This window comes from Streptomyces sp. KM273126 (assembly GCF_004337435.2).
GTDB classification, from domain to species: domain Bacteria; phylum Actinomycetota; class Actinomycetes; order Streptomycetales; family Streptomycetaceae; genus Streptomyces; species Streptomyces acidicola.
On sequence record NZ_SJXB02000001.1, the window covers coordinates 3,993,115 to 4,004,342 of the forward strand.

At 70.8% G+C, this 11,228-nt stretch carries 15 protein-coding genes; 11 read left to right on the forward strand and 4 right to left on the reverse strand.

Going from position 1 to position 11,228, the window contains the following annotated elements; all coding sequences use genetic code 11:
• Window positions 1–27 precede the first annotated feature (27 nt).
• Both E0500_RS17235 and E0500_RS17240 read left to right on the forward strand, forming a co-directional pair.
• Complete coding sequence (locus E0500_RS17235; RefSeq protein WP_131561191.1) at window positions 28–795, forward strand: enoyl-CoA hydratase/isomerase family protein; 768 nt, start codon at window positions 28–30, stop codon at window positions 793–795.
• Between the two features lie 316 nt (window positions 796–1,111).
• On the forward strand, window positions 1,112–1,615 hold the full coding sequence (locus tag E0500_RS17240; protein ID WP_131561189.1) for an ATP-binding protein: 504 nt from the start codon (window positions 1,112–1,114) through the stop codon (window positions 1,613–1,615).
• 335 nt (window positions 1,616–1,950) lie between these two features.
• On the opposite strand, the gene E0500_RS17245 is transcribed toward E0500_RS17240, so the two are convergent.
• A complete protein-coding gene (locus E0500_RS17245) occupies window positions 1,951–2,589 on the reverse strand; it encodes a GNAT family N-acetyltransferase (protein WP_181587032.1) in 639 nt (212 codons plus the stop codon).
• Window positions 2,590–2,706: 117 nt separating this feature from the next.
• On the opposite strand from E0500_RS17245, the gene E0500_RS17250 reads away from it, so the two are divergent.
• Together E0500_RS17250 and E0500_RS17255 are read left to right on the forward strand one after the other, a co-directional pair.
• A complete protein-coding gene (locus E0500_RS17250; RefSeq protein WP_131566085.1) occupies window positions 2,707–3,621 on the forward strand; it encodes a MerR family transcriptional regulator in 915 nt (304 codons plus the stop codon).
• 63 nt (window positions 3,622–3,684) lie between these two features.
• On the forward strand, window positions 3,685–3,897 hold the full coding sequence (locus E0500_RS17255; protein ID WP_131566082.1) for an EF-hand domain-containing protein: 213 nt from the start codon (window positions 3,685–3,687) through the stop codon (window positions 3,895–3,897).
• A gap of 88 nt (window positions 3,898–3,985) precedes the next feature.
• On the opposite strand, the gene E0500_RS17260 is transcribed toward E0500_RS17255, so the two are convergent.
• Window positions 3,986–4,540, reverse strand: a complete 555-nt coding sequence (locus E0500_RS17260) for a glycoside hydrolase family 25 protein (protein WP_131566079.1) — start codon at window positions 4,538–4,540, stop codon at window positions 3,986–3,988.
• 247 nt (window positions 4,541–4,787) lie between these two features.
• Between E0500_RS17260 and E0500_RS17265 the strand changes: the two genes are divergently transcribed.
• The 3 genes from E0500_RS17265 to E0500_RS17275 all read left to right on the forward strand — a co-directional run bounded on the left by E0500_RS17265 (window position 4,788) and on the right by E0500_RS17275 (window position 6,145).
• On the forward strand, window positions 4,788–5,348 hold the full coding sequence (locus tag E0500_RS17265) for an RNA polymerase sigma factor (protein WP_131566077.1): 561 nt from the start codon (window positions 4,788–4,790) through the stop codon (window positions 5,346–5,348).
• A gap of 47 nt (window positions 5,349–5,395) precedes the next feature.
• Window positions 5,396–5,650 carry a zf-HC2 domain-containing protein gene (locus E0500_RS17270; protein ID WP_258572823.1) on the forward strand — a complete coding sequence of 85 codons (255 nt, stop codon included), beginning with the start codon at window positions 5,396–5,398 and terminating at the stop codon, window positions 5,648–5,650.
• A 234-nt stretch (window positions 5,651–5,884) separates the two neighbouring features.
• The gene (locus E0500_RS17275; protein ID WP_131566071.1) at window positions 5,885–6,145 is read left to right on the forward strand and encodes an anti-sigma factor; all 261 of its coding nucleotides are present in this window, start codon (window positions 5,885–5,887) and stop codon (window positions 6,143–6,145) included.
• A 113-nt stretch (window positions 6,146–6,258) separates the two neighbouring features.
• Here E0500_RS17275 and E0500_RS17280 read toward each other — a convergent pair whose 3' ends face one another.
• Window positions 6,259–6,504, reverse strand: a complete 246-nt coding sequence (locus E0500_RS17280; RefSeq protein WP_131566068.1) for an anti-sigma factor — start codon at window positions 6,502–6,504, stop codon at window positions 6,259–6,261.
• 87 nt (window positions 6,505–6,591) lie between these two features.
• Between E0500_RS17280 and E0500_RS17285 the strand changes: the two genes are divergently transcribed.
• From E0500_RS17285 to E0500_RS17300, 4 genes are all read left to right on the forward strand, one after another.
• Window positions 6,592–7,143, forward strand: a complete 552-nt coding sequence (locus E0500_RS17285; RefSeq protein ID WP_131566065.1) for an RNA polymerase sigma factor — start codon at window positions 6,592–6,594, stop codon at window positions 7,141–7,143.
• 82 nt (window positions 7,144–7,225) lie between these two features.
• Complete coding sequence (locus E0500_RS17290) at window positions 7,226–7,882, forward strand: pentapeptide repeat-containing protein (RefSeq protein WP_131566062.1); 657 nt, start codon at window positions 7,226–7,228, stop codon at window positions 7,880–7,882.
• A 304-nt stretch (window positions 7,883–8,186) separates the two neighbouring features.
• A complete protein-coding gene (locus E0500_RS17295) occupies window positions 8,187–9,047 on the forward strand; it encodes a phosphatase PAP2 family protein (protein WP_309505084.1) in 861 nt (286 codons plus the stop codon).
• Window positions 9,048–9,217: 170 nt separating this feature from the next.
• Complete coding sequence (locus E0500_RS17300; protein ID WP_131566059.1) at window positions 9,218–9,898, forward strand: response regulator transcription factor; 681 nt, start codon at window positions 9,218–9,220, stop codon at window positions 9,896–9,898.
• Between the two features lie 132 nt (window positions 9,899–10,030).
• Here the strand turns inward: E0500_RS17300 and E0500_RS17305 are convergent, their stop codons facing one another.
• Window positions 10,031–10,903: a polyprenyl synthetase family protein gene (locus tag E0500_RS17305; protein ID WP_131566056.1), complete on the reverse strand. Its 873-nt coding sequence runs from the start codon at window positions 10,901–10,903 to the stop codon at window positions 10,031–10,033.
• Window positions 10,904–11,228: the final 325 nt, after the last annotated feature.

Sequence of the window (11,228 nt, forward strand, 5' to 3'; positions counted from 1 at the left end):
GCCGTTAGTGCCCGTTAACCTGCCTGCATGACAGTGCATCTCGAAGTCGCAGAAGGCGTCGGCACCATCCGTCTCGACCGCCCGCCCATGAACGCGCTGGACATCGCCACGCAGGACCGCCTCAAGGAACTCGCAGAGGAGGCCGCGAACCGTGCGGACGTGCGCGCGGTGGTCCTGTACGGCGGGGAGAAGGTGTTCGCGGCCGGCGCGGACATCAAGGAGATGCAGGCCATGGACCACGCGGCGATGGTCGTGCGCTCCCGGGCCCTGCAGGACTCCTTCACGGCCGTGGCGCGCATCCCCAAGCCGGTCGTGGCCGCCGTCACCGGGTACGCGCTGGGCGGTGGCTGTGAGCTCGCGCTCTGCGCGGACTACCGCATCGCCGGGGAGAACGCGAAGCTCGGGCAGCCGGAGATCCTGCTGGGCCTGATCCCGGGCGCGGGCGGCACCCAGCGCCTGTCCCGGCTGATCGGCCCGTCCCGGGCCAAGGACCTCATCTTCACGGGCCGCATGGTGAAGGCCGACGAGGCCCTGACGCTGGGCCTCGTCGACCGGGTCGTACCGGCCGGCGAGGTCTACACGCAGGCGCACGAGTGGGCGGCGAAGCTCGCCCAGGGCCCGGCGATCGCGCTGCGCGCGGCCAAGGAGTCGATCGACACGGGCCTGGAGACGGACATCGAGACCGGGCTCGCAGTGGAACGGAACTGGTTCGCGGGGCTGTTCGCGACGGAGGACCGGGAGCGCGGGATGCGGAGCTTCGTCGAGGAGGGGCCGGGCAAGGCGAAGTTCGTGTGACCCCGCCCGGTGCTGTGCGTGCGGTGATGCGTTCCACTCCCCAAGTTCCGCTGATCGACTTGCAGTTGACGTGGTGTCTTACCCGCGTCCCTCAATGGGGCGGTTTATCGGAGCCTTAAGACAGTCTTAAGTGAACCCTGGGGTGGCCCGTTGGTGATTGCCCAATTCCGGTGAATCGCCGCAGCTCGGAAGGTGTGCGGCACCCTCCTCCCTGCCTCCGGCATATGCCAGATGGACTCCGCGGGAAGGAAGGTCCCAGGGGGCCTATTCCTGAGGAACGGCCCCGAACCAAGCCATGGGCGGCCATGATGGGGGCATGGCGGGGCTGGAGGGTGTCGAACAGCCGCGGCGGCACGGGAGTGCGACCGCGGCGCGCTGGTCGCCTGCTGTCGAGGACGAACGGGCTCTGAAGGCGCTGGAGTTGTTCGGCAATCCCGCCGAGGCCGAGGTTCCCCTGCCGTCCCGCCCCGAGTCCGCGGCCACCGCGCGGCGGTTGACCCAGGTCGTCGTGCTCCGCCACTGGGGGCTCTCGCCGAAGATGACCGAGGACGCGGTGCTGCTCGTCTCGGAACTCGTCGGCAACGCCGTGCGTCACACCGGGGCCCGTGTCTTCGGGCTGCGTATGCGCCGCCAGCGCCGGTGGATCCGGATCGAGGTGCGCGACCCCTCGCGAGGCCTTCCCTGTCTCATGCCCGTCCAGGAGCTGGACATCAGCGGCCGGGGCCTCTTCCTCGTCGACAAACTCTCGGATCGCTGGGGTGTCGACCTGCTGCCTCGCGGCAAGACGACATGGTTCGAAATGCGGGTGCCGGACCGTTAGCAGGGTTGTCCCGCCCCGCCGCCCCTATCCGTCCCATCCCCAGGGCTCCGCCCCGGACCCCCGCTCCTCAAACGCCGGAGGGGCTGGAATGTGCGGCCGGGGCTGGAATGCCCCGGCTGGGGAGCTCAGCCGAGGTCAGGTGCCACTAAGCCCGTCCGGCATTTGAGGACGAGGCCGTTCAGGCCGATGAACCACCCACCCACCCACCCACCCGCACACAACCCACCGCCCCCAAGCCATCGAACGGGGGTCTGGGGGCGGCGCCCCCGGGGATGGGACGGGTAGGGGCGGCGGGGGCGAGGAAAAGCCGGGGCCGGAACTCACGGCTTTGCGGCTCAGTGGGCGACAAGCAGCACCTCCGCCCCCACGGGGCGGTAACCGGCCGCCTGGAACGCTCGCACGCTGCGAGCGTTCCCCGGTGCCGACTGGGCCCAGACAGGCTCCCCGCCCGCCAACTGCCGCGCGGCCGCCGCAAGCGTCCGCCCCAGCCCCCGGTGCCGTACCTCCTCGGCCACCTCGACCGCGGCCTCCAGCCGCCCCGCGACCCCGCGCCCCAGAACGAGCACACCGCCGTCGGCGGCCCACACCCGGACGTCGTCACGGTACTTCCGGGCCCGGACGACCCGAGGATGCCCGGGATCGCTGATCTCCGTCAGCGCGACCGACGGCTCCCCGGGCAGCGGAGACGCGACGGCGAGCATGTCGATGGTGTCGTTCGACCGCCCCGTACGCTCCATGAACGCCACCAGGAACCGCGGGTTCATGGTCGCGGCCAGCGCATCGCACCTCAGGGAGCCCAGTGTCTCGTGCACCCACTCCGGATCCTCGTCCGTGAAGACCACCGAGTGGGCGGTGAAGGCGAGGACGCCGGCGTCGCGGTGGGAGTGCTGGCGGACGACGGTCACGCCCCCGTCGGCGGGAGGGAAGCTCCCACGAGCCGCCGCATCCAGAATGTCCCGCAGAGTGCCGGCCAAGACGCCTGTTCCCCTTCGCAAGAAATCAAAAGAAGTCGCAAGAAGCCGCGAGAAGTCGCCCGGAAGCGCCTGCGCTCGCTTGAGTCTCCAGCCACTGGAGGGCCCAGACTCTCAGACATGATCGACGACGGCACCGGACTTTTCACCATCGGCCGGCTGGCGCGGGCCACGGGCCTTTCCGTGCGCACCATCCGCTACTGGTCCGACGCGGGCGTCCTGCCCCCGGTGACCCGCAGCGAGGGCGGCTACCGGCTGTACGACGCGGCTTCGGTGGCCCGCCTCGAACTCATCCGCACGCTACGGGAGCTGGGCCTCGGCCTGGACGACGTACGCAGGGTGGTGGCGGGCGAGACGACGGTCGCGGAGGTCGCGGTCACGCATGTGGCGGCCCTGGACGCTCAGATCCGTGCCCTGAAGCTGACTCGGGCGGTGCTGTCGACCGTGTCGCGACGCGGTTCGACCGCGGAGGAGATGACACTCATGAACAAGCTGGCGCGGCTGTCGGCCGCCGAACGCACACGCATCATCGACGACTTCATGGAGGAGACCTTCGGGGGCCTCGAGACCGCGGACCCCGACATCCGCACCCGGATGCGGTTCAGCGTCGCCGATCTGCCCGATGACCCGACGCCCGAGCAGGTGGACGCCTGGGTGGAGCTCGCGGAGCTGTTGCAGGACCCCGGATTCCGGGCGCGCATGCGCAGGACGATCGAGTTCAACGCCGCGGACCGGGGGCCGGAGGTGCCGCCCGGCACGTCCCTGTGGTTCATGAGCCGCCTGGTGCAGCTCGCGGCACAGGCGCGGGAACAGGGAATCGCCCCCGAGTCGCCGCGCGCCGAAGAGGTGCTGGGCCCGCTGCTCGGCAACGCCGACCGGGCCGCCGTACTCGAACGCATGGAGTCCGCCGCGCACGCCGAAATGGCCCGTTTCCGGGAGCTCACCGCGCTCGTCCGGGGCACCGAGCCGCTGCCCGCGCACACCGAGGAGTTCGCCTGGGTGGTCGCCGCGTTGCGGGCCAGGCTCGCCGGTTAGTCTGAGCCCGCCGACAAGGCTGTACGGCACGAAAGCACGGAAGCATGATGAAGGGGCGGACCGGTGGCGGACATCGAGGAAGCACGCACGCAGTTCCAGCGGATCGACAAGGACGGTGACGGGTTCATCACCGCCGCCGAGTTCAAGACCGCCCTGGCCCAGAAGGGCGACTGGCACGTCACCGAATCGGTGGCCGAGGCCGTCATAGCCGCCCAGGACCTCAACGGCGACAAGCTGCTCTCGTTCGAGGAGTTCTGGGGGCACCTCAACAAGTGAGCCCGCAAGGAGAGGGTGCCCGTGCGCGCTGCGCGGCGGGCACCCTCTTTCTCCCTTCTCGGGTGGAAGGACCCGGGATGAGAGAAGGTCAGGCCTCTGCCCACGTCCGCAGCGCGGACTTGCTGGCGAAGTCGGCGACGTTCTTGTCCAGCGGGTCGTCGGTGTACTGGTGGAAACGCCACTTCGCCTGGATGCGGGGCTTGCCCGCGGTCACGTAGTCCGCGATCCACAGGCCGTCGCCCGCGTAGGAGGTCGTGTCGACGTTCAACCAGTAGTTGCGGTTCGTGTAGAGGACGACCCGGTGGTTCGGACGGAGTTCCTTCACCTTCCGTATGAACCGGTCCTTCTCGGCATTGCTCGCGTGGGTGCCGTCACCCGTCGTCTCCCAGTCGACGGCGAGTATGTCGCCCCCCTTTTCGGGGGCCTTGCTCACGAAGTACTCGGCCTGGGCGGTCAGGTTGCCGGGCCAGAGGAAGTGGTAGAAGCCGACGACGAGGCCCGCGTCTCTGGCGGTCTTCGTCTGTGCGGCCAGTTTGGGGTTGGTGTACGTCCGGCCTTCCGTCGCCTTGATGAAGACGAAGGAAAGGCCGTCCGTGTCGTACGAGGACGACTGGTACGAGCTGACGTCGATGCCTCGCAGCATGAGGCGCCTCCGGGCATGGGGGGACAGGGCAATCGACAGTACCTGTGGGGGGCGAACCTACTTTTGCCTTTCCCTCGCTCGCCCCGCCTCACCCCCTTATGGGCCAACGTTCGGAAGGTTCCCGTTCCGGTAGTGCGCGGTCTCCGCGTGGCCCTGTGCGCCCGAACAGAGGATCCCGTGGAGCGGATTTCCGCTCCGCAGGGCAAGAGAACGGAATGCCGAATCAGGAACGAAGGGTTTCCGTCACATGGAGGAACGGTCGCCGCATGACCGGGCGGAGCGAACACGGGAGTTCGCGGAGTGCGTGCTGCCCGAGGTGGAGATGCTGCTCCGGGTGGCGACGACGCTGACCGCGCGACCGGACCACGCCGAGGAGCTCGTGCGCGCCACCCTGCTGCGCGCGTACCGGACCCTAGAGCGGTGCGACGGCCGGCAGCCGCGGACCTGGCTCCTCACTCTTATGTACGAAGAGCGCACCGACCGGCGTCGTGCCCGAGGACCGCGTCCGCGGCGTGACCGGGATACCGGCCCCCGCCCGTCACCGGCGGGCGTTTCCGGGCAGTCGGCGAAACCAGTCGTGGTCGGCCCGTCGTTCCACGAAGTCGTGGATTTCGCTCTGGCGGCCCTGCCCGTGAGGTACCGACAAGTGGTACGTCTGGTGGACATCGACGGTCTGTCGTACGCGGAGGCGGCCGGGTCGCTGGGCACGAGCGAGGCGACCGTGAAGAGCCGACTGCGCCGTGCGCGCAGGCGTATCCGCGTCCGGCTGGCGGCAGCCGGGCTGGTGCCGGGACGAGGTGAACGGTGAGCATGTGGTCCAAGCGGAGACAACCGGCTGAGCGCACGATGACCTGTATGCAGGCGGGCCGGGTCCTGCAGGCATACCTGGACGGGGAGACGGACGACGCGACCGTGTGCCGGGTCGCGGTACACCTGGCGGACTGCCGCCGTTGTGGCCCGGAGGCCAGGACCTACCGGGAGATCAAGAACGCCCTCGTCCGCCGGGCGGAGCCGGACCCGGACGCGGTCGAGCGTCTGCGCGGGTTCGCGCGGGGACTGCTGCAGCACGAGACGCAGGGCGAGGGGGAGGAACAGACTCCGGTGGCCTGAGCGGCATTCGGGTGTATCAGCGGGTGGATGGGAATGTTGCGGTGCCGTCGGCGGGTTTCCTGCGCGTGGGAAGGCCTCAGCCGGGCGTCCGGGCCGGTCCCGAGCGATGAGCGGGGCCGACGGAGGTCCGGGCGCCGCAGCCGCCGCGGCCAGTGACGACTCGACACGGTGGCCGGTCCGGAACCGAGGTGAGCGATGAGGGTGTGGCCGAGACGACGGGACCCGACGGGGAGGATGAGCTGCGCCCAGGTGCTCCGCGTCCTGCAGGCATACCTGGACGGGGAGACGGACGACGCCACCGCCCGACGCGTACGGGCGCACCTGGACGGCTGCCGCGACTGCGGGCTGGAGGCCCGCACCTACCGTGAGATCAAGAACGCACTCGTACGCCAGGAGCAGCCCGACGCCCGGGCGGTGGCACGCCTGCGCGGCTTCGGCGAGTCCCTGCTGGACCCTGCCCCGGGCGACCGGCACGATCGGACACCGGGTGGGTGAGCGCTCCCGCCGGCGCTGCCGGTGAGCTGTCGGAGTCCGGGCTGGGGGTACCTCCCGCGCCTTTTGGGCACTCGCCCTTCGGACAGGTGGGAGAGGGAGTTCGAGGGCAGGCTCTAGGCCGGCGAGGTCGGTGCCCGGTGCGGATGGCCGCGTATCGACGCCTTCATGAGCCGGAGGGCGATCAGTTCGCCGCTGCACGCCCAGCAGCGGGCCACATGAGCCGCGACACGCGTGTGCCGCACTCCGGTGAGCTGCCCGTCCGCGAACGCCCCGACCGCACCGTGCAGCCGTAGATGGCGCAGCTTTTCGCGGCATTCCCACCAGAGTCTGTTCGGCCGTTGGGTACTCAGCTTCGTCATGTATCGGAAACCCGCGTTAAAAGGCGGGACATTCCGTGGAATGCTCCGATTGGTCCGGAGGGTTTTCACCAGCCCGTGGGAGACACAATGGCGCAGCCGCCGGAGGTGCGGGACAAGGCGTTCGCGAAGTTCGTGCTGCCCGAGGTGGAAGTGCTGCTGCGGGTGGCGATGACGCTGACCGCGCAGCCCGCCGACGCCGAGGACCTGGTGCAGGAGACCCTGCTGCGCGCCTACAGGGCCATCGGCCGGTTCGACGGCGAGCATCCGCGTGCCTGGCTGCTGACCATCATGCGCCGGGCCGAGATCAACCGGCACCGCCGCCGTACCCCCCGTCTGCTCGACGACCCGGACGCCGACCTGGACCGGCTGAGTTCGGCCGGGGTGGTCGAATCGCCCGAGGAACTGGTGCTCGGCGAGAGCTTCGACGCGGTGGTCGGCGCCGCGCTCGCCGCACTGCCCGACAAGCACAAGCAGGTCGTCCGGCTGGTGGACATCGGAGGGCTCAGCTACGGGGAGGCGGCCCAGGTGCTGGATGTGCCGGAGGGGACGGTGATGAGCCGCCTGCACCGGGCCCGCAAGCGGATAAGGACCCAGCTGGTGGCGGCCGGGCTCGCGCCGAAGAGGAGGCGCAGGACGTGAACGGCCCCGATCATGGACGGGGCGACTGCCGTCTGCTGCGCGTGCACGCAGGTGCACCGCCCGACCGCGCCCGAGGTGGCTCGTGAACGTGTATGTGTCCCGCACGGGGCTGTGGGCGACCGTGCTCGCCCTGTCCGTCGCCCTTGCGGTCGGCTGCGGGCAGGAGGAGGACGAGCGGGGCCGTAGCTGTCCCGGCGGGGCGGGCAGGAACCTCTCGGGCCGCACCGTCGACGGGGTGGACCTGTGGCAGAAGAAGCTCCGGTGCATCAACCTGGAGGGCTCGGAGCTGACGGGTTCGGTCTCCGAGGCGAACCTGAGCCGGGGCAACCTCTTCGGGGCGCGGCTGGCCGATGTGTCCCTGGAGAGCGTGGACCTGCGTGACGCGGATCTCCGCCGCGCTCGTCTGACCGCCGGCACCCTCGCCGAGGTCGACCTGCGTGGTGCCGATCTCGGCGGGGCGGCGCTCGACCGGACCATGCTCACCAACGTCAGTTTCGCGAGAGGCCGGCTCCGGGGTACGAACCTGCGTTCCGCCTCCCTCACCAACGTCGACTTCAGCCACGCGGACCTGCGTGACGCGGATCTGTCGGACGCGGAGCTGTCCGGCAGCACACTGCGCGGTGCGCGGCTGGACGGGGCCGATCTGTCGGGCGCGAGCTGGGAGAACGTCGTGTGCCCTGACGGCACCAAATCCATCGGCACCCGCTCCTGCAAGGGGCACTTCACCCCGGCCTCCTGAAGCCCCGGAGCCTGACCCGCCCTCTCGGACATTTGAGGTCGTATTTCGCGAAAAGGGAATGTCGTGCGGAGGGGGTCGGGTTTCCTGTCCGAGTGCTGTTCGGTCACGTCGTGTCCGGACTCCGTGCCGGAGGGCGTGGCCGGAGTTCCCGAGGGGCCGGGAGGGCGACTTGGGCATCATGGGTCTTCCGCTGGGGCGAGCAGGGTTTCTGGGGCGAGCAGGGTTTCCCGGATTACGCGAAGCCGCTCCTGCGCGCCGCGCCGTTCCGTGCGGGCGCGGTCGGCCGGTGCGCCGGGGCCGCGCGGTGACGCTCTTCGCTCTGGTGGCCGGTGTGTACGCGGCCGTCTTCGTGGCGTTGCTCGCCCGGTCGCCCCTGTTGCGGCTGGACTGGCGCCTGGCCATGTGGCGGCCGTACAGACAGTGGCCCGAGTTGCGCGAGCTCCTGGACATCCTCGTCGTCGCCGGGCAACGGGGGCCGACGATGACGGCGGCGCTGGCCTGGCTGGGGTGGCGCTACTGGCGCAGCAGGAACCCGCGCCCGCTGCTGGTCTTCCTCACGGCGCTGGTGCTGCTCAACGTGAGCGTCGGTGCGGTCAAGCTGGGGACCGGGCGCCTGGGGCCCGGCTCCGCGCACACCATCGGCTCCACCGAGTTCCTCCGGGGCGGCGACGTCTTCCCGTCCGGCCACACGGCCAACTGCCTCGTCATCTGGGGAACGCTCGCCCATCTCGCCACGCGCCATCGCACCGCGGCGGCCGTGGCGGCCGCGCTGGCCGCCGTGGTGGTCGGCCTGGCCACCGTCTACCTGGGCACCCACTGGTTCAGCGACGTGCTGGGCGGCTGGGCGGCCGGTGCGCTCGTGCTGCTGGCCCTTCCGTACTGCGAGCCGTTCGCCGAGTGGGTGGTGGTTCGGGTCAGGAGGCTGGGGGCGCGGCTGGGTGCTGACCCGGCGTCATGGTTGGGCCCAGGGGCGGCCGCGGGTACGGCAGTTCGGGCGGTTCCGGCAGTTCGGGCGGTTCGTGGGCGGAGAGGGCCGGGTGGCTGGGCGGCCTCCGCGTTCCGTGCGTTCGCGTCGCGGTGGCTGAACCCGGCCGCCGTGACGGCCGCATTCCATCCCCGGATATGGAATGAGCGCGGGCCGCCGCGGGTTTCCGATATGTCTTGAATTCCCCACAGCATTCCCTTGTGTCATTCCCTTGTGCCCGGTGCCGGCTGTGTCCGGTGCCGGCGGAATGAACGCCTGGGGCGATGCGGGCCGCGCAGGTCGCGGGACGCGTACCGCGGGAGAACCGTGGTGGCGGCCCGTGAGCCGGTGCTCGACAACGGAGAACACCAGTGGCAGTTCAAGTTCTGATCGCAGAGGACCACGCGGTGGTCCGACAGGGCCTGCGTGACTTTCTGAGCCTTGACGGCGACATCGCGGTGGCCGGTGAGACGACGAACGGGCGGGAGGCCGTACGGCTGGCCCGGGAGCTGTGTCCTGACGTCGTGTTGATGGAGCTCATGATGCCCGTCATGGACGGCATCGAGGCCACAGAACAGATCCGCCGGGAACTGCCCGAGGTCAGGGTCGTGGCGCTGACCGGCGTCCTCGACGGAGGCATGGTGATGGCGGCGGTCCGGGCGGGCGCGACGGGCTTCCTGCTGAAGAACGCGGAGGCCGACGAGTTGCGGCACGCGGTGAAGGCGGCGGCGACCGGGCGGACGTACGTCTCCAGCGCCGCGGTCGCCCGTCTGGTGGACCAGGTCAGCGGCCCGACCGGGCCGGCGCGTCTCACCGAGCGCGAGTCGGAGGTCCTGGTCATGCTCGCCCGAGGCAAGGCGAACAAGGAGATCGCGCGCGACCTCCACATCGGGCAGCAGACCGTGAAGACGTACGTGAGCCACATCTTCGACAAGCTCGGGGTGCACAGCCGGACCCAGGCTGTCGCGCACGCCCTGCGACTGGGGCTGGTGCCGCCCGGCGAACTCGCCCGTGGTCTCGTCGTGAACGAGGAATACCGGTGGTCCGCCTGACGGACCGTCGTCCTGAGGTTCCGCGGAGGTGACCGCTCTACGGGCCGGTGACCGCTGCACGGGCCGGCGACTGTTCCACGGGCGGGTGACTGTTCTGCGGACCGGTGACTGCTCAATGGCTCGGTGACCGCTCTACGGCGAGTCATCCCCCGGCCGGTCACGTCCCGGCCCGAGGGCGGTCACCGTGTCGCACAGCCCGGCCAGCGTGTCCTTGGCCGCGCAGTCCGGGAGGTCCCTGAGTGCCGACCGTGCATGGTGAGCCCGGCGCCGAGCGTCCCGCAGGGCCCGCCGCGGCGCCGGGTGTGTGGGCGGCGGGTCGACGGTGGCGGCCCCCAGCACGTCGTCCGTGAGCCCGAGGGCGGTGCCGAGCCGCTCGCCGTACCGGGCGAGGGCGTCGCAGACGCGGGCGTCGGCACCCGACGCGAGGGCGCCGAGCCGCCCCGAGGCGCCGGTCAGCGAGCCCGTCCGGGCGGCGGCGACCTCGACATGGTGCGCGACCGGATCGCATCCCTCACCCGGGCCCGTCCGGGCCAGCACCTGGCCTGTGACCATGCGCGCGTATGCGGCCGTCTGGGCGCGAACGGCGTCGGGGCCGAGGTCGGCCACGATCTGCGAGGCGCGGGCGAACAGGAAGTCGCCGGTGAGGACCGCGACCGAGGTGGCCCCGAGGACTCCGGAGCCCGGCCCGGGGCGCGCGGCCGCCTCCGTGTCGCGCACGCTGTCGTGCCCGAGCGCGGCGAGGTGTGTCAGTTCGGCGGCGACCGCCGCGGGTGCGACCCCGGGAGCGTGCGGGTCGCCGAAGCGTGCGGCCAGCAGTACCAGCAGGGGGCGCAGCCGCCACCCCTTCCCCGTGCGCAGAAGGCTCCGGCCGGACTCGGCGATGAAGGGGACGTCGCTCTTGACGGCCGCCAGCAGGCCCTCCTCGACGGCCTCCGCCCCGGCCAGGAGGTGGGCCCGAAGAGCGCGGTCCCGTAGGTTCCGGCCGAAGACGTGGGCGATGGTCATGGGCGCTCCTGCCTGTGCATGGCCGCGTGGGACGGTGGCCGGCGGCGGCCGAGGTCTGCTCCGCGGTGCGCCGTGAACCATGAACGTCTCCTGGCGCCGGGGCCGGCCCGGTGCACCGGGCCGGCCCCCGCCGGAAACCCGGCGCCACGTGCAGCGGATTCCACGTGCGCGCTCGCTTGACATGATTTTGCAGGTGTTTGCATGCATACGGGCGCCACGCGCGGGTTCAGCCCGGGGCCCGGATGGTGGAATGCGCCGGTTGCGAGGCGGGTTTCCTTCTAGTTCGCCGGTGTCGCTTCGTGTTCATGGAGATGCCGTGACTGAG